This window comes from Methylobacterium sp. PvP105, assembly GCF_017876975.1.
In the GTDB taxonomy this organism is placed as follows: Bacteria; Pseudomonadota; Alphaproteobacteria; order Rhizobiales; family Beijerinckiaceae; genus Methylobacterium; species Methylobacterium radiotolerans.
Genome location: NZ_JAGIPA010000001.1, coordinates 1,985,807 through 2,002,257, shown reverse-complemented (window position 1 = coordinate 2,002,257; position 16,451 = coordinate 1,985,807). Strand labels below are relative to the sequence as shown.

13 protein-coding genes are annotated in these 16,451 nt (G+C 71.9%); 7 read left to right on the top strand and 6 right to left on the bottom strand.

Annotated features, from left to right (window positions below; genetic code table 11):
- Positions 1–16 precede the first annotated feature (16 nt).
- On the top strand, positions 17–994 hold the full coding sequence (gene denD, locus J3A75_RS09585; RefSeq protein WP_127991384.1) for a D-erythronate dehydrogenase: 978 nt from the start codon (positions 17–19) through the stop codon (positions 992–994).
- A 3-nt stretch (positions 995–997) separates the two neighbouring features.
- Here denD and J3A75_RS09580 read toward each other — a convergent pair whose 3' ends face one another.
- Both J3A75_RS09580 and J3A75_RS09575 read right to left on the bottom strand, forming a co-directional pair.
- On the bottom strand, positions 998–1,399 hold the full coding sequence (locus J3A75_RS09580) for a type II toxin-antitoxin system VapC family toxin (protein WP_024830724.1): 402 nt from the start codon (positions 1,397–1,399) through the stop codon (positions 998–1,000).
- The gene (locus J3A75_RS09575) at positions 1,399–1,635 is read right to left on the bottom strand and encodes a type II toxin-antitoxin system VapB family antitoxin (RefSeq protein ID WP_043073300.1); all 237 of its coding nucleotides are present in this window, start codon (positions 1,633–1,635) and stop codon (positions 1,399–1,401) included. Before J3A75_RS09575 ends, J3A75_RS09580 begins: the two co-directional genes overlap by 1 nt.
- Before the next feature lie 83 nt (positions 1,636–1,718).
- Here J3A75_RS09575 and recQ point away from each other — a divergent pair, with 83 nt between their 5' ends.
- From recQ to grxD, 5 genes are all read left to right on the top strand, one after another.
- Entirely contained in the window at positions 1,719–3,560 is a 1,842-nt protein-coding gene (gene recQ / locus J3A75_RS09570) for a DNA helicase RecQ (RefSeq protein ID WP_070998757.1), read from the top strand.
- 154 nt (positions 3,561–3,714) lie between these two features.
- Positions 3,715–5,940, top strand: a complete 2,226-nt coding sequence (gene purL / locus J3A75_RS09565) for a phosphoribosylformylglycinamidine synthase subunit PurL (RefSeq protein WP_127991398.1) — start codon at positions 3,715–3,717, stop codon at positions 5,938–5,940.
- A gap of 25 nt (positions 5,941–5,965) precedes the next feature.
- Positions 5,966–6,202 (top strand): BolA family protein, encoded by a 237-nt coding sequence (locus J3A75_RS09560; RefSeq protein WP_007568343.1) that lies wholly within the window; start codon positions 5,966–5,968, stop codon positions 6,200–6,202.
- A gap of 23 nt (positions 6,203–6,225) precedes the next feature.
- Positions 6,226–6,732: a DUF29 family protein gene (locus J3A75_RS09555; RefSeq protein ID WP_127991399.1), complete on the top strand. Its 507-nt coding sequence runs from the start codon at positions 6,226–6,228 to the stop codon at positions 6,730–6,732.
- Positions 6,733–6,762: 30 nt separating this feature from the next.
- Complete coding sequence (gene grxD, locus J3A75_RS09550) at positions 6,763–7,101, top strand: Grx4 family monothiol glutaredoxin (RefSeq protein WP_010685583.1); 339 nt, start codon at positions 6,763–6,765, stop codon at positions 7,099–7,101.
- A gap of 79 nt (positions 7,102–7,180) precedes the next feature.
- Here grxD and J3A75_RS09545 read toward each other — a convergent pair whose 3' ends face one another.
- Positions 7,181–7,837 carry a class I SAM-dependent methyltransferase gene (locus J3A75_RS09545; RefSeq protein ID WP_053620870.1) on the bottom strand — a complete coding sequence of 219 codons (657 nt, stop codon included), beginning with the start codon at positions 7,835–7,837 and terminating at the stop codon, positions 7,181–7,183.
- Between the two features lie 98 nt (positions 7,838–7,935).
- Here J3A75_RS09545 and rlmN point away from each other — a divergent pair, with 98 nt between their 5' ends.
- Positions 7,936–9,210, top strand: a complete 1,275-nt coding sequence (gene rlmN / locus J3A75_RS09540) for a 23S rRNA (adenine(2503)-C(2))-methyltransferase RlmN (RefSeq protein ID WP_070998752.1) — start codon at positions 7,936–7,938, stop codon at positions 9,208–9,210.
- Between the two features lie 82 nt (positions 9,211–9,292).
- Here the strand turns inward: rlmN and J3A75_RS09535 are convergent, their stop codons facing one another.
- The 3 genes from J3A75_RS09535 to J3A75_RS09525 form a co-directional block, all read right to left on the bottom strand.
- The gene (locus J3A75_RS09535; RefSeq protein ID WP_209650069.1) at positions 9,293–10,417 is read right to left on the bottom strand and encodes a mechanosensitive ion channel family protein; all 1,125 of its coding nucleotides are present in this window, start codon (positions 10,415–10,417) and stop codon (positions 9,293–9,295) included.
- A 291-nt stretch (positions 10,418–10,708) separates the two neighbouring features.
- Positions 10,709–16,015 (bottom strand): alpha-2-macroglobulin, encoded by a 5,307-nt coding sequence (locus J3A75_RS09530; protein WP_209650067.1) that lies wholly within the window; start codon positions 16,013–16,015, stop codon positions 10,709–10,711.
- 129 nt (positions 16,016–16,144) lie between these two features.
- On the bottom strand, positions 16,145–16,444 hold the full coding sequence (locus J3A75_RS09525; protein ID WP_053620874.1) for an antibiotic biosynthesis monooxygenase family protein: 300 nt from the start codon (positions 16,442–16,444) through the stop codon (positions 16,145–16,147).
- Between the last annotated feature and the right edge of the window lie 7 nt (positions 16,445–16,451).

Below are 16,451 nucleotides of genomic sequence, written 5' to 3'. Positions count from 1 at the left end.
CCACGGGAGGTTTTCCATGCACGCCCTGATTCTCGGCGCCGCCGGCATGATCGGCCGCCGCCTCGTGGACGCCCTGGTGAAGGACGGCCGGGTCGGCGGTGAGCCGCTCACCGCCCTCACGCTCCTCGACGTGGTGCCGCCCTCGCCGCCCGAGGGCTTCTCCGGCCCGGTGCGGGCCGAGGCCGCCGATCTCACGGCGCCGGGCGCCGCCGAGGCCGCCATCGCCGAGCGGCCGGGGGTGATCTTCCACCTCGCCGCCGTGGTCTCGGGCGAGGCCGAGGCCAACCTCGAACTCGGCTACCGGGTCAATCTCGACGGCACCCGCCTGCTCCTCGACGCGATCCGGGCGGCCAATGCGGCGGACGGCTACCGGCCGAAGCTCGTCTTCACCTCCTCCCTCGCGGTGTTCGGGCCGCCCTTCCCGAAGGTCATCCCGGACGACCACATCCTGCGCCCGGCCTCGTCGTACGGCGTGCAGAAGGCCATGGGCGAGCTGATGCTCGCCGACTACGCGCGCCGCGGGTTCCTCGACGGGATCGGCCTGCGGCTGCCGACGATCTGCGTGCGACCCGGCAAGCCCAACAAGGCGGCCTCGGGCTTCTTCTCGGGGATCATCCGCGAGCCGCTGGCCGGCCAGGAGGCGATCCTGCCGGTGCCCGACACCGTCCGGCACTGGTTCGCCAGCCCCGCCGCGGCGGTGGGCTTCCTGGTCCACGCCGCCGGGCTCGACCTCGCGGCGATCGGCCCGCGGATCAGCCTGACCATGCCGGGCGTCTCGGCGACGGTGGCGGAGGAGATCGAGGCCCTGCGCCGCGCGGCGGGCGACAAGGCCGTGGCGCTGATCCGGCGCGCGCCCGACGCCACCATCGCGCGGATCGTCGGCTCCTGGCCGGAGGCGTTCGAGCCGGAGGCCGCCCTGGCCCTGGGCTTCCGGGCGGACGCGTCCTTCGACGCCATCGTGGCTCAGCACGTGGCCGAGTTCCACGGCGGCTGAGGCTCAGCCGAGGGCCGAGCGGATGTCGGTCTGCGAGAAATCGTCGCCGACGTAGAGCAGCGGCACGCCGTGCACCCGCGCGCAGGCATAGGCAAAGCAATCGCCGAGGTTCAGCCGCGCCGGGTGGCGGCCCTTGCCGTAGCGGGCATGGGCCGCGAGGGCCAGGGCGGTCTCGGCCTCGGCGACGGGGACGATTCGCAGACCTACGACGCGGATGAATTCCGCGACCTGCGCCTCGGCGTCGGCTACGGACATCGCCGTCTTGCGGGCCACCGCGATCGCCGTTTCGAAGACGGCGAGGCCTGAGGTCAGAGGGTCCACCGCACCGTCGAGGCGACTCAGCAGAGTGGAACGCTCCGCTCCCGCGGTCAGGATCGCCACGAGGGCCGAGGTGTCGACGAACATCACTCGTCGTTCAGGCTGTCGTAGAATGCCTTGTCGGCCTCGAGGCCCGTGCGCGGCACGGCATCCATCCTGTCGAGGAGGGGCTTCAGCCGTTCTGCAAGGGACAGGCACGACTCCCGGCGCGCCAGCTCGTTCGCGAGCGCGAGTCGCACCGCCTCGGTCTTGCTCACGCCGGCCCGCGATGCCAGCTTCTCGGCCAGCTGATTCACCTCTTCGCTGCGGATGTTGAGCGGCATGGCGGCTCCCGTGTAGACACGTGGAGGCTAGTGTCTACACACCCCTGCCGCAAGGGCGGCCAGAACCCCGACCAAGGATTCCGATGACCCGCCTCGACGAGGCCCGCGCCGCGCTGAAGAAGACGTTCGGCTACGAGGATTTTCGCCCCGGCCAGGACGAGGTGATCGGCGCCGTGCTCGACGGGACCGACGTGTTCGCCGTGATGCCCACGGGTTCGGGCAAGTCGATGACCTACCAGCTCCCGGCCCTGGTCGACCCGGGGCTGACCGTGGTGGTCTCGCCGCTGATCGCGCTGATGCACGATCAGGTCCAGCAGATGCGCAGCGTCGGCATCCAAGCCGCGACCCTGAACTCGACGGTCGGGGAATCCGAGTCCCGCGAGACGTGGCGCGCCCTGCGCTCCGGCGACCTGCGGCTGCTGTTCGTCTCCCCCGAGCGCCTGCTGATGGACGGCTGCATGGACGCCCTGCGCGGGGCCGGCGTCCGGCGGCTGGCCGTCGACGAGGCCCACTGCGTCTCGCAGTGGGGGCACGATTTCCGGCCCGAGTACCGGGAGATCGCCCGCGCCCGGACGGCGCTGGGCAACGTCCAGACCCTGGCGCTCACCGCCACCGCCGACGCCGCGACCCGCGCCGAGATCGCCGAGCGGCTGTTCCCGCAGGACCGGCCGCCGAAGATCTTCGTCCATTCCTTCGACCGGCCGAACATCCGGCTGACCTTCCAGCCAAAGGACAACCCGGCCCGGCAGATCGAGCGGTTCCTGAAGCACCGGCGATCGGAGAGCGGGATCATCTACTGCTCGTCGCGCAAGCGCACCGAGCAGCTGGCCGAGACCCTCCGGAAGGACGGGTTCGACGCCCTGCCCTACCATGCCGGCCTCGACCAGGCGACGCGGATGGCGAACCAGGACCGGTTCCTGCAGGAGGACGGGGTGGTGATGACCGCCACCGTCGCCTTCGGCATGGGCATCAACAAGCCGGACGTGCGCTTCGTCTGCCACGCCGACATGCCCAACAACGTCGAGGGCTACTACCAGGAGATCGGCCGCGCCGGCCGCGACGGGCTGCCCGCCGACACGCTGACCCTGTACGGCCTCGACGACATGGCGCTCCGCCGCCGCCAGATCGACGAGAAGGAGATCTCGGACGACCGCCGCCGGGTCGAGCGGCGCAAGCTCGAGGCGATGATCACCCTGTGCGAGGGCGCGACCTGCCGCCGCCAGTCGCTGCTCGCCTATTTCGGCGAGTCGAGCGGCGCTTGCGGCCGCTGCGACCTGTGCCGCGGTGGCGTGACCCTCGTCGACGGGACCGTACCGGCCCAGAAGATCCTCTCGGCGATCGTGCGCACCGGCCAGCGCTTCGGCGCGGCCTATATCTGCGATGTGGTCCACGGGAAGGAGAGCGACCAGATCCGCCGCAACGGCCACGCGAGCCTCAAGACCTTCGGGGTCGGGGCGGACAAGCCGGTGGCGGCCTGGCGGGCGATCCTGCGCCAGCTCTTCGCGGCCGGGGCGATCGCCGAGAACGCCGACGGCTACGGCGGCCTGTCCATGACCGAGAAGGGCGAGGCGATCCTGTTCGGCCGGGAGCCGGTCCAGCTCCGCCCCGACCCGGAGCCGAAGGCCGAATCCCGCGAGCGCCGCCGGGCCGCCGCCCGCGAGGACGGCGAGATCGCCCTCTCGGAGGCCGACGAGGCGCTGTTCCAGCACCTGCGGGGCCTGCGCGCCACGCTGGCCCGGGCCGAGGGCATCGCGGCCTTCATGGTCTTCCCGGACCGCACCCTCATCGAGATGGCCCGCCAGAAGCCCGTCGACCTCTGGGCGCTGCGCACCGTGCACGGCGTCGGCGAGCGCAAGCGCGAGGCCTACGGCGACAAGTTCGTGGCGGCGATCGCCGATTTTCTGGCCCATCCGCCGGCGGCGTGAGCGGCACCCATACACGGCCAGCAGTGCCGGCGTATTGCAACGCGGTGGCGGAACGCACTAATCCGTCACCGTCGCCGCGCGCGGCCCGGTTCGGGTCGCGCATCGGGTCGAGGGCCCTGCCGGGGCTCCCGGACCGCCCTCGTCGAGACCGCCCATGTTCCGCAACGACGTTCCGATCACCCCCGAGCTCGTGGCCCAGCACGGCCTGACGCCGGACGAGTACGAGCGCTTCCGCGGCCTGATCGGGCGCGACCCGACGCTGACCGAGCTCGGCATCGTCTCGGCGATGTGGAACGAGCACTGTTCCTACAAATCCTCCCGCAAGCACCTGCGCGGGCTGCCGACCTCGGCGCCTTGGGTGATCCAGGGGCCGGGCGAGAACGCGGGCGTCATCGACATCGGTGACGGCCACGCCTGCGTCTTCAAGATGGAGAGCCACAACCACCCGAGCTACATCGAGCCCTACCAGGGCGCGGCGACGGGCGTGGGCGGCATCCTGCGCGACGTCTTCACCATGGGCGCGCGGCCGATCGCGGCGCTCAACGCCCTGCGCTTCGGCTCCCCCGACCACCCGCGCACCCGCAGCCTCGTCTCCGGCGTCGTCGCGGGGGTCGGCGGCTACGGCAACTCCTTCGGCGTGCCGACCGTCGGCGGCCTGACCGGCTTCCACAAGCGCTACGACGGCAACATCCTGGTCAACGCCATGGCGGTGGGGCTCGCCCGCACCGACGGCATCTTCTACGCGGCCGCCGCCGGCGTTGGGAACCCGATCGTCTATCTCGGCTCCAAGACCGGCCGCGACGGCATCCACGGCGCCACCATGGCGTCGGCCGAGTTCGACGAGGCCTCCGAGTCGAAGCGCCCGACCGTGCAGGTCGGCGATCCCTTCGCCGAGAAGCTGCTGCTGGAAGCCTGCCTGGAACTGATGGCCTCGGGCGCGGTCATCGCCATCCAGGACATGGGCGCGGCCGGCCTCACCTGCTCGGCGGTGGAGATGGGCGCCAAGGGCGACCTCGGCGTCGAGCTCGACATCGACAAGGTGCCGGCCCGCGAGGAGGGCATGAACCCCTACGAGATGATGCTCTCGGAGAGCCAGGAGCGCATGCTCATGGTGCTCAAGCCCGGCATGGAGGCCGAGGCCGAGGCGATCTTCGTGAAGTGGGGCCTCGACTTCGCGGTGATCGGACGCACCACAGACACGCTGCGCTTCGTCATCAAGTGGCACGGCGAGACCGTGGCCGATCTGCCGATCAAGGAGCTCGGCGACGAGGCCCCGCTCTACGACCGGCCGCATCTGGCCAACACCCACCAGCCGGTGATCGCGGCCGCCGATGTCCCGGCGCCGGCCTCGCTCACCGACGCGCTGAAGCGCCTCGTCGGCTCCCCCGACCTCGCCTCGAAGCGCTGGGTCTTCGAGCAGTATGACCACTTCATCCTGGGCAACACCGTCCAGAAGCCCGGCGGCGACGCCGCCATCGTGCGGGTCGAGGACGGGCCGAAGGGCCTCGCGCTGACCTGCGACGTCACCCCGCGCTACTGCGAGGCCGACCCGGTCGAGGGCGGCCGGCAGGCCGTCGCCGAGGCATGGCGCAACATCACGGCAGTCGGCGCCAAGCCGCTCGCCATCACCGACAACCTCAACTTCGGCAACCCCGAGAAGCCCGAGGTGATGGGCCAGCTCGTCGGCTGCCTCCAGGGCATCGGCGAGGCCTGCCGGGCGCTCGACTTCCCGGTCGTGTCGGGCAACGTCTCGCTCTACAACGAGACCAACGGCGTCGGCATCCTGCCGACCCCGACCATCGGCGGCGTCGGCGTGCTCGACGACGTCGCGCGCCACGCGACGATCGCCCTCAAGCGCGAGGGCGACGTGCTGGTGCTCATCGGGGCGAGCGAGGGCTGGCTCGGCCAGTCGGCCTACCTGTCGGTGATCGAGGGCCGCGAGGAGGGCGCGCCGCCGCCCGTCGACCTCGCCCTGGAGCGCCGCAACGGCGACTTCGTCCGCGGCCTGATCCAGGCGGGCACCGTCGACACGGTCCACGACCTCGCGGACGGGGGCCTCGCCGTCGCGCTCGCCGAGATGGCCATGGCGGGCCGCCTCGGCGCGGCGCTCTCCGACGTGCCGGTTGACCTGCCGCCCCACGCCTACCTGTTCGGCGAGGATCAGGGCCGCTACCTGCTGGCGGTGCGGCCGGAGGCGGCGACCGATCTCCTCTCGGCCGCCGCGGCCCAGGGCGTGGCGGCGGCCTCGGTCGGCGTCACCGGCTCCGACCGTTTGACCCTGCCGGGCGGCGAGACCATATCGCTCGCCGACCTGTCCTCGGCGCACGAGGGCTGGCTGCCCGACTACATGGCCAGCCAGCCGGCCGCGCCCGCGTCCTGACCCCTTTTAGCCCAGGAGTTTCCCGATGCCGATGGATGCGGGCGAGATCGAGCGCATGATCCGCGAGGCCCTGCCGGACGCGCAGGTGGAGATCCGCGACCTCGCGGGCGACGGCGACCACTACGCCGCCACCGTCCTGTCAGCGGCCTTCAAGGGCAAGACCCGGGTGGCGCAGCACCAGATGGTCTACGGCGCCCTCCAGGGTCGGATGGGCGGCGTGCTCCACGCCCTTGCGCTGACCACGGGTGTCCCGCAGGATTGAGCCTTCTGGCGGGAGCGCTCCCGATGGACCGACCGAGTCTCTACGACGACGACATTGTGACCTGGGCCGAGGAGCAGGCGGCGGCCCTGCGCGCGCTTGCTCAGAGGCCCGACTTGTCGGATGTGCTCGACTGGGCGAATGTGGTCGAGGAGGTCGAGAGCGTGGGACGGTCCGAGATCGGCGGAGTCCACAGCGCGCTCCTGCAGATGCTGATCCACATCCTAAAGTATGCGTCCGCGCCCCTCGCTCAATCTACAAAGTCCTGGCGCAAGGAAGTCCTCTACTTCCAGACCTTGGCCACGCGGGATTATCGTCGCTCGATGCGGCAGCGCATTGACTGGGATCGTCTCTGGACCGACTCGATGAAGCTCGCGGACGCGTCCCTCAACGTCTTCGGTGACAAGCTGGTCCGTGGGCTGCCAGAGGCAATGCCGTTTACGCCTGAGGAGCTCGTCGCGCCCGACTTCGATATGGATCGTGCGCTCGAGCGCTTGACCCTGGTATTGAAACGTTCTGGGGACAGTCACTAAGTCCGTCGAACAGTGGAAGGGTTTTTAGGAATGACCGACGCCAACACGACCATCCAGAACGAGATCGCCTCCCAGGACGTGGTGGTGTTCATGAAGGGCACGCCGCAGATGCCGCAATGCGGCTTCTCCGGGCAGGTGGTGCAGATCCTCAACTACCTCGGCGTGCCGTTCAAGGGCGTGAACGTCCTGGCCGACCAGGAGATCCGCGAGGGCATCAAGGCCTTCTCGAACTGGCCGACCATCCCGCAGATCTACGTGAAGGGCGAGTTCGTCGGCGGCTGCGACATCACCCGCGAGATGTTCCAGTCGGGCGAGCTGCAGACCTTCCTGTCCGAGAAGGGCGTGCCGGTGAAGACCGCCGCCGCCTGACTCTTTTGAGACTCGGCACGTTGGATGAGGGCGCCTGCGGGCGCCCTTTTTCGTTGCGCTCGCAACGACGGCGACCGATTCAGCGCGGCTCGCGCGCCACGAACAGCGCAACGCATCCGACGACCGTGATCTCCACCGACCGGAAGCGGCGGTCCAGCGCCGCGCGCAGGTCCGGCAGAGTGTCGGCGACGTTGGAGAACACCCCCTTGCGGTTGTAGATCCGCATCAGCGCCCGCGCCGCACCCGTGGTCGGGACGCCGCCCGACAGGATCGTGGCGCCGAACACCACGCCGCCGTCGGCCAGGCACGGCCGCACCGTGTCGAAGGCCTTCGCCTTCGCGGCGATGTCGCCCGGCAGGCAGTGCAGCAGGTAGGTCATCCCGATCGAGGCGAACGGCGCGATGCCGGTGGCCGGGGCGCCGAGCACGTCGAACCGGTAGGTCTCGGGCCGGTAGCGCGCGATCCGGTCGGCCGCGAAGGCGAGGCTGTCGGCGTTGAGGTCCATCAGGCCGACCCGCGGCGCGGGCGCGGGGAAGCGGCACCGGTCGAGGTACCAGCCGGTCCCGACCCCGACATCGAGATGTGAGGCGCCCGCGTGCTGATCGTAGAGGGCGAGGATTCGCGCAGTCGGGCAGCGCCAGATCAGCGGGTTCGACAGGCGCAGCACGACGAGGTCGTAGATCCGCAGCGTCCGCGGATTGTAGATCGCCTGCCCGGCTCGGGTGTCGGTCGCCATGGCTCTCCGTCAAGGCCCCTGTGGGCGGCGCGCATTCGCATTTGCCGCCGCGATCGCCTATATCAGACCCTTTCCAACGTATGGATCGTTTGAACGCCATGGCGACGCCGTCGCTCGACAGCGCCCGCGCGGCCGATGCCGCGATCGAGAAGGCGCCGGATCTCCTCCCCGAGGCGCTGCCCGGCCGTCGCCCGTCGCTGGTCGGCCTGACCCGCGAGGCCCTCAAGGCGCAGCTCGTCGGCATGGGCGTGCCCGAGCGCGAGAGCCGGATGCGCGCCGGCCAAGTCTGGCACTGGGTCAATTTCCGCGGGGCGTCCGACTTCGCCGAGATGACCAATGTCGGCAAGGCGCTGAAGGCGCAGCTCGCCGAGCACTTCACCCTGGAGCGGCCCGAGGTGGCGAGCCGGCAGGTCTCCCGCGACGGCACCCGCAAGTGGCTGCTGCGCATGGCCCCGACCAACCGGCAGGAGCACAACCGCGGCGCCGAGATCGAGTGCGTCTACATTCCCGGTCCGGACCGGGGCACGCTCTGCGTGTCCTCCCAGGTCGGCTGCACCCTGACCTGCTCGTTCTGCCACACCGGCACGCAGCGCCTCGTGCGCAACCTGTCGGCGGCCGAGATCGTCCAGCAGCTGGTCACCGCCCGGGACGAGCTCGGCGACTGGCCCGGCCAGATGCCGAGTCGCGACGCCGGCGGCTCCGGCGAGGTCGGCCGGCTCGTGACCAACATCGTGTTCATGGGCATGGGCGAGCCCCTCTACAACCTCGACGCCGTGGTCGACGCGGTCGGGGTGATGTCGGACCAGGAGGGTCTCGGCCTGTCCCGCCGCCGGATCACGGTCTCAACCTCGGGGGTCGTGCCGCAGATCCCCCGCCTCGGCGAGCAGGCCAACGCCATGCTGGCGATCTCGCTCCACGCCGTGCGCGACGACCTGCGCAACGAGCTGGTTCCGCTCAACCGGAAATACCCGATCGCCGAGCTGCTCGCCGCCTGCCGGGCCTATCCGGGCCTGAGCAACGCCCGCCGGATCACCTTCGAGTACGTGATGCTGAAGGGCGTCAACGATTCGGACGCGGACGCGCGGGAGCTGGTCCGGCTGCTCAAGGGCATTCCGGCCAAGATCAACCTGATCCCGTTCAACCCCTGGCCGGGCAGCCGCTACGAGTGCTCGGACTGGGACCGGATCGAGCGCTTCTCCGAGATCGTGTTCAACGCCGGCTACGCCTCGCCGGTGCGCACGCCCCGCGGCCGGGACATCCTGGCGGCCTGCGGCCAGCTCAAGAGCGAGACGGAGAAGCTGCGCGCCCGCGCCCGGTTGATGCAGGAGGAGGGCATCGGCGTGGAGAGTTTCTACGCCGGCGCCGACGACTGAGCGACGATCGAACGGAAGACGTCGAACCCGCGCTTCAGGATGAGGGCGTGGCTGGGGAATCCGGAACACAGAATGGTGTCGCTCACGCCGCGAACCGCCGCGCCTCCGCCCGGCGCAGGGCCGGCTCCTCGGCGCCGACCCATTCCGTCCGGTGCCGCGGCAGGGCCTCCGGGTGCTCGGCCTGGAGCCACGTGATCATCGCCTCGCGGACCACGCAGCGCAGGTCCCAGGCCTGGGGCGCGTTGCGGGCGCTCACCAGCATCCGGATCTCGATCGTCGATTCCTTCGCGTCCGAGACCTGGAGGTTGACCACTCGCCCGTCCCACAGGGGCGTGGCCCTGGCGATCTCGGCGAGCTTCTCGCGCATCGCCGCGACCGGCGCCCGGTGGTCGACGTAGAGGAAGACGCTGCCGATCAGCGAGGCGCCGTCGCGGGTCCAGTTCTGGAACGGCTTCTGGATGAAGTAGGTCAGCGGCAGGACCAGCCGACGCCAGTCCCAGAGCCGGACCACCACGTAGGTCGCGGTGATCTCCTCGACCCAGCCCCACTCGTTCTCGACGATGATCGCGTCCTCGATCCGAATCGGCTGGGTGATGGCGATCTGGATGCCGGCCACGAGGTTCGACAGGACCGGCTGCATGGCCAGCCCGAGGACGAGGCCCGCCGCGCCCGCCGAGGCGAGCAGGCTGACGCCGTACTGGCGCACCGGCTCGAAGGTCATCAGCGCCACCGAGAGGGTGACGAGCGCCACCAGCGTCACGCCGGCCCGCTCGAGGATGCGCATCTGCGTGAAGTGCTTGCGCGCCAGGAGGTTGTCCTCGGCGTCGAGCTTGAACCGGCGCAGGTAGATCACTGTGGCGATGTGGAGCGCGGTGGCGCAGCACCAGCCGGTCAGCGTCACGAAGGCGACCAGCAGGATCTGGTTGAGGGCGATCCGCACCTCCCAGGACAGGTGCACGGTGGTCGAGGCGAGGCTGATCGCCACCACGATCAGGCCGAGGCGGCTCGGTCCGCGGGTGCGCGACACCAGCGAGCGCCAGAACAGGCTCTTGCCCGCGACCGCCCGCTTCATCGTCCGATACACGATCCCGTGCAGGGGCATCACCACGGCGCAGCAGGCGACGATGAGGATCAGGCTCTCGGCCCACCATGGCAGGTAGGCCAGCGCGCGGGCTGCGGAGCCGGCGAGCGCGTCGAGGTCCGGCATCGGGCATCGCTCCACGGGTTCCGAACGGGACCTGTGGCAATGGGTGGGCGCTGGCGGGGGTTCCGCAGCGCACCATGTGCTCGCCGCAACGCAGCGGCCCGGCGTAGCGGGTTGCGCCTTCGCGTCCGAGGCGGGGGCCGGACGATGGCCTCAGCACCGCGTCTCTGCGAGCGCAGCGAAGCAATCCAGGGAAGCGGCAAGCTCACCGATGGCACGCTGCCCTGGGTCGCTTCGCTGCGCTCGCGATGACGCGAGGTCGACGTCGAGCGCAGCGCTCGAACGCCGGCCGCCCTACTTCGCCGCCCCGACCGTCACGCTGCCCGAGGCAGTCCGGCCGAACCGCGCCGGCCGGTACATGTCCTCCACGGTGGCGCCGGGATGGACGTAGGTCCCGGGCGAGACCGCCCGCACCGTGTAGGCCACCGTGAAGAACGCCGACTGGCTCGGGTCACGGTCGTAGGCCGCCACGAACCGGTCGTCGCGGAACTCGGTGTGGACCGGCTGCACGTCGGACTTGGCGAAGGCGAGCCCCTGGAGCGCGTCGGCGTCGAGGAGCTTCGGATTGTCGATCTCTAGACCCGCCGGCAGCGGATCGACCAGCAGGAGCCGCGCCGCCTCCGCCTTGGCCTCCGTGACCTTGAGCACCACCACCAGCCGGTCGTTCTGGCGCAGGCCGCTCGCCGGGTCGACGGTGCTGCCGTCGAGGCGGCGGAAGCTGCGCTCGATCGTGTAGCCCTGCTGCGCCGCCGGCTCCGGCACCAGGGGGCTGCCGTTGACGGTCACGGCCACCTGCACGGGGTTGCGGCCGGTATTGGTGAGCTGAACGCCCCGCTCGCCGAGGGCTGCCTCCCGGTAGACCCGGGCGAGCGTCCCGGTCTGCGGCGCGCCGTCCAGGGTGAACGACAGGCCGCCCGCCTCGTTCGAGAGGCTCTCGGCGGCGAGCACCATCCAGGCATTCTCCTGCGTGCTCGTCGCCCGGTCGGCCTGCTGCTCCTCGCCGAGCGCGGCCGCCGCGGGGCCCAGCGCCCCCTGCGCCAGCCCGCTCTCGGCGGCCAGGGTGATCAGCCCGGCCCCGTCGCGCAGGCGGGAGCCGTAATCGGCGCGGTACTGGCCCTTGTCGCGGTCAGTCCGCAGCACGGTCAGCGCCGAGTCCATCGCCTTGGCGGCCCGGCCGCGGTCGCCCAGCAGCGCCAGGGCGGCGGCGAGTTGCGCCCGACCGAGGGCAGAGGAGAAATCGCCGATCTTGGTGTCGGCGAGGTAGCGCAGGTCGCCCATCACCGGCCGACCGTTCCGGGCGAGCACGTAGGCCGCGTAGGCGAGGTCGGCGCCGCCGTTGCGCACCTCCGTGGCGTTGGCCACGGCGTTGCGCAGGTAGTCGAGGGCCTGGGCGAAGGCCTTCTGCGGCACCGCGAAGCCGCGCTCCCGGGCGCGGGTCAGGAAGTCGGTCACGTAGGCGTCGAGCCAGAGGTCGCTCGACCCCTGCGCCGACCACAGGCCGAAATCGCCGCTCGAATCCTGGCGGGCGAGCAGGCGCTCGATCGATTCGCGCACCCGCTCGTCCGCGCCCGCGTCGAGGGCGAGCTTCTCCAGGGCCGCGAGCTTGTTGACGTAGAGCAGCGGCATCGCCCGGCTCACCACCTGCTCGGAGCAGCCGTAGGGGTAGCGGTCGAGCGCCCGGAGCAGGGCCGCCACGTCGACCCCCGGCAGGGCCGTGGCCGAGAGCGAGACGCTGCCGGTCCCGGGCTGCAGGTCGGCGAGGAGGTCCGAGGTCAGCGTCAGGTTCGCCCCGGGGGCGAGGCTGCGCACCGAGCGGCGCAGCAGGGCGCCGGTCCCCGGCGAGATTCCCAGGGCGAAGCTCTGGTTCAGGGCGGCCGGGAGGCCGGGCCCCGTCAGAGCGAGGTCGAGCCGGGCCGTGCCGGGTCCGGCGGCGGTGAGCGGGATCGCGAACTGGCCCTTGGCGCCGGCCTCCAGCCGCAGCGTCTGGCGCAGCGCGCTGGCCCCGACCACGACCGGGCCGGTCGGGTTCAGGTCGACCGTGTACTCGCCCGCCCGCCCCTCGACGTTGTCGAGGGCCACGAACAGGCGCGAGCGGTCGCCGGTGTCGAGGAAGCGCGGTAGCGTGGCGCTGAGCACGACCGGGTCGCGGATGATCACGTCGGCCTGCGCCTGCCCGATCCGGTCGCCGCTCCAGGCGGTGACCATGACGCGGCCGGTGCCGTTGAAGGCCGGGACCGGGAAGGTGACGCTGGCCGCGCCGTCCGGCCCCACGGTGACGACGCCCGAATAGAGGGCGAGCGGTGCCTGGGTCGGCGGGGAATCGGCGAGCTCGCCGCCGCCCGCGTCGCCGCCCGAGCGGATCGCCCCGGCCGAGCCCTGCATGCCGTCGATCAGGTAGCCGTAGAGGTCGCGGACCTCCGGCCCGAGCGACCGCTGGCCGAGGAAATACTGGGTCGGGTCCGGCGCCGCGTAGCGGGTCAGGTTGAGGATGCCGACATCGACCAGCGCCACGGTGATCCGAGCCGGCTCGCCGGCCTTGAGCCCGGTGAGCTGGACCGGCACGGTCAGGTCCTGGCGCGGGCGCGCCCGCTCCGGCGCCTTCAGGGCGACGCCGAGGCTGCGCCGCTCCCGGTCCACCGAGAACCACGCCAAGCCGAGCGCCCGGCCCGGCAGGCGCTTGGCCGCCTGGTCGAGGGGCCGGTAGGCGGTGGCCACCAGGTAGGCGCCGGCGCCCCACTCGGCCTTCACCGGGAGGCTGACCGTGGTGCCGCCCTCGGGCACGCTGACCTCCAGGGCCTGGTGCACGCGGTCGCTGACGACCATCAGGCTGGCCTGACCCCTGAACTTCGGGCTGAGCTTGGCCCGCAGGGTGTCGCCGGCCGCGTAGGCGGCCTTGTCGAGGGTCAGGTCGAGGAGGTCGGGCGCCTCCGCGGTCTCCGAGCCGCCCCAGCCGACCTCGAAGCCGAGGCTCGCGGTCGCCTCCGGGGCGCCCGCGGCCGAGACCTCGAGCCGGTAGCGGCCGAGGCCGACCGGCGCCTCGATCCGGCTCGGACCGGCGGCCGTGAGGTCGACGGTGCCGCTGGCGACGCGCCGGGCGGACTTCACCGCCTCGAACGACCAGCGCCCGTCCGCCCGGTACCACTGGTAGGAGGAGTCGATCCGCGACAGGGTCCAGCTCACGCCCGGCCGGGCGAGGAGCGCCCCGTCGGGACTCGCGAACACCGCGTCGAAGCCCGCGATCCCGCCCTCCTTCAGGTCGGTGAAGCCCTTGCGCAGGGCGATGACCGGGCTGGCCGGGAGGATCGGCAGGGTCAGGCTGCGCGACAGCGCCCGGCCGCCGGGCTCGCCGACCGCCAGCGTGATCTTCGCCTCCAGCGCCCGCGGGGCCGCGACCTGCGGCACCGGCACCGTGACGGTGGCATCGCCCTGCGCGTTCGTGGTGGCGTGGTCCTGCAGTTCCTGGGTCGTCGGCTCCACGGCCTCGTCGTCGAGACCGATGGAATAATTCTCCAGCCCCTTGATGCCGCTGGTGGCCGCCGCCTGCACGGTCACGCTGCCCGACACGTCGAGATCGGCGCCCGGGGCGCCGTAGAGGTAGCGGGCGGCGACGTCGACCTGCGCGGCCTCACCCCGGTTCAGGGCCGCCTGCCGGGCCTTGAGGGTCACCTCCAGCCGCTCGGGGACGTAATCCTCCACGAGGAAGCTGGTCTCGCCGATCGCGGGCGCCTTCGGGTCCGTGTAGGCGGAGACCCGCCACGTGCCGTGCATCGCCCCCGACAGGAGCGGCAGCGGCAGGGCCCGGCCGCCGAGCCCCTGGTCGGGCACCGAGACGCGCCGGTACTCGACGCCGTCCGGCCGCTTGACCACCAGGGTCAGCGGCAGGTCCGGCACGGCGGCGCCGCGGGGGTCGCGCAGCAGGGCGGTGAGCTGGACGGTCTCGCCCGTGCGGTAGACCCCCCGCTCCGGGAAGAGGTAGGCGTCGAGGCCGCCGGTCTCGGGGCGGCCCTTCACGCCGCGGTCGGTGAGGTCGAAGGCGCCGAGGTTGAGGTCGAGGAAGCCGTAATCGCCGCCCGCCTGGGCGACTACGAGGCTCGGCGCGAGGCCGCCCTCCCCGCGGGCGAGCCCCGGATCGAAGGCGACGTGCCCCTGCGCGTCCGTGGTCCGCGTGCCCAGCACCTCGTTGTTGCGGGCGATCAGCCGGATCTCGGCGCCCGGCATCACCTGCGCGGAGGCGAGCGAGCGCAGGACCACGTGGACCCCGTCCCGCCCCTTGGTGGCGGTGAGTCCCAGGTCGGAGACCACGAACCACTGGGTCGCCTGGGTGTCGTACTCCTCGTCGGAGGCGGCCACGCCCGACGGGCGAGCCAGCATCACGTAGAGGCCCGGCTCCAGCTTGCCCACCGCCTGGAGGACCGGGAAGGCGGTGACGGCCTCCTGGTTCACCTCCGCCTTGGCGGTGTCGAGGGTGCCCTTCCAGACGCGCTGGCCCTTCTCGGACGCGATCGTCCGGGCGGTGGACCCGCTGAGCTGGCCCAGGAAATCCTCGGAGCGCAGGGTCGGCAGCAGGCCGCGGTCGCCGATGCGCAGCACCTCGACGTCGAGCTTGGGCGCGTTCACCGAGACCAGGGGCACGCCGGCCTGTCCGGTCCGGGGCAGGACGTAGTTGCGCCCGGTGAAGCGTACCTGCGGGGCGCGGTCGCGGACGTAGATCTCGTAATCGGCGGCCTTGAGCAGGCTCTCGCCGACCGCGGAGGGCAGGCCCTGGCGGACCACGATGGCGTAGCGCCCGCCGTGCTTGAGCCCGTCGACGCAGACCTGGGAGCCCTCCCCGGTCACGGCGGCCGCGCTGCTGCCCGACACGGCGACGAAGGGCGCGTAGTCGGTCTTGGGCCTGATCGCCTCCGAGAAGGTGAAGCAGGCCCGCGGGGCGGCGGCGTCGGAATCGACCTTGTAGTCGAGGATGCGGAATCCGTGCTCGGTCCGCAGGGTCTCGTAGGTTTCCCGGACCGGGCCGGTCTCGGCCAGGGCGAGGCTCGCCGCGTAGGCGTCGAGCGCCGGGCGCCAGGATTCCTGCTCGGCCTCCGCGGCGCCGAGCGCGGCCAGCGCCGCCGCGGCGTCGGCGGCCGTCCCGGCGCGCTCGTAGGCGCGGTAGGCGGCGGCCGTCACCCGCCCGCGCAGCCGCGACCGCCCCTGGTAGTCGTTGTCCTCCAGCGCGCCCAGGGCCGCGGCGGCCCCGCGGGCGTAGGCCTGCCAGTTGCGCCCGTCGGTCGGGTCGGCCGCCACCGCGGCGGTGAGCGGCGCCAGCGCCTCGTCCGGCTTGTCGGCGGCGAGCAGGGCCAGCCCGGCGGCGCGGGACTGGCCGGCCGGCCGCAGCGGGCCTCCGGCCTCCGCCTTGAGCGCGGTCTCCAGGCGGACCGCCGCGCTGGCGAGGTCGGGCCGGACGAAGGTCCTGGCGAACGGCGCGGCGATGGCGGTGGCCGGCCGGGGCGCGGTGCGGGCCGCAGGCGGGGATTGCGCGAGCGGGGACTGGGCGAGAGCCGGAACGCCCGCGATTCCTCCGAGGAGCGCCAGGGCACCCGCGAGCCGTCCGAGCCGCGCCATCAGCCTGTTCCCCACCCGCCGCGACCCCGATGATTCGCCTCGGGTCCGGTCGCGCGGGAGCCTAGCACCGGTGGTCGGTGTCGCAACGCTTCGGGCCGCCGGAGGCTCTACCCGGACCCGCGCCGGGGCTCAGAACGCCTTCAGCACCTGCTCGGCATGCTCGACGGCCACCGGGCCGGCGAAGCAGTGGGAGACCAGCGCGCGGTAATCCTGCCAGGGCTGCGAGCCGGTGAAGTCCTTCGTGTGGGCCTCCAGCGTGTCCCAGTGGATCAGCAGCCGGTAGCGCTGCGGATGCTCTATGGAGCGCCGGACCTCGAAGTGCCGGCAGCCCTTGGCCTGCTTGAAGATCGCCGAGGCCTCGGTGATGCCCTTCTCGAACTCGGCCTCCATGCCGGGCTTGATCTCGATCTGCGCGATTTCGAGGATCATCGGTGAC

What these genes read in the sequence shown, in the direction of transcription:
- J3A75_RS09580 (WP_024830724.1), bottom strand. Translation starts at nt 1,399, where the DNA reads ATGTTCGTCGACACCTCGGCCCTCGTGGCGATCCTGACCGCGGGAGCG.
- J3A75_RS09545 (WP_053620870.1), bottom strand. Translation starts at nt 7,837, where the DNA reads ATGGCGACCGACACCCGAGCCGGGCAGGCGATCTACAATCCGCGGACG.
- J3A75_RS09530 (WP_209650067.1), bottom strand. Translation starts at nt 16,015, where the DNA reads ATGGCGCGGCTCGGACGGCTCGCGGGTGCCCTGGCGCTCCTCGGAGGA.
- J3A75_RS09525 (WP_053620874.1), bottom strand. Translation starts at nt 16,444, where the DNA reads ATGATCCTCGAAATCGCGCAGATCGAGATCAAGCCCGGCATGGAGGCC.
- recQ (WP_070998757.1), top strand. Translation starts at nt 1,719, where the DNA reads ATGACCCGCCTCGACGAGGCCCGCGCCGCGCTGAAGAAGACGTTCGGC.
- denD (WP_127991384.1), top strand. Translation starts at nt 17, where the DNA reads ATGCACGCCCTGATTCTCGGCGCCGCCGGCATGATCGGCCGCCGCCTC.
- J3A75_RS09560 (WP_007568343.1), top strand. Translation starts at nt 5,966, where the DNA reads ATGCCGATGGATGCGGGCGAGATCGAGCGCATGATCCGCGAGGCCCTG.
- grxD (WP_010685583.1), top strand. Translation starts at nt 6,763, where the DNA reads ATGACCGACGCCAACACGACCATCCAGAACGAGATCGCCTCCCAGGAC.
- purL (WP_127991398.1), top strand. Translation starts at nt 3,715, where the DNA reads ATGTTCCGCAACGACGTTCCGATCACCCCCGAGCTCGTGGCCCAGCAC.
- J3A75_RS09555 (WP_127991399.1), top strand. Translation starts at nt 6,226, where the DNA reads ATGGACCGACCGAGTCTCTACGACGACGACATTGTGACCTGGGCCGAG.
- J3A75_RS09575 (WP_043073300.1), bottom strand. Translation starts at nt 1,635, where the DNA reads ATGCCGCTCAACATCCGCAGCGAAGAGGTGAATCAGCTGGCCGAGAAG.
- J3A75_RS09535 (WP_209650069.1), bottom strand. Translation starts at nt 10,417, where the DNA reads ATGCCGGACCTCGACGCGCTCGCCGGCTCCGCAGCCCGCGCGCTGGCC.
- rlmN (WP_070998752.1), top strand. Translation starts at nt 7,936, where the DNA reads ATGGCGACGCCGTCGCTCGACAGCGCCCGCGCGGCCGATGCCGCGATC.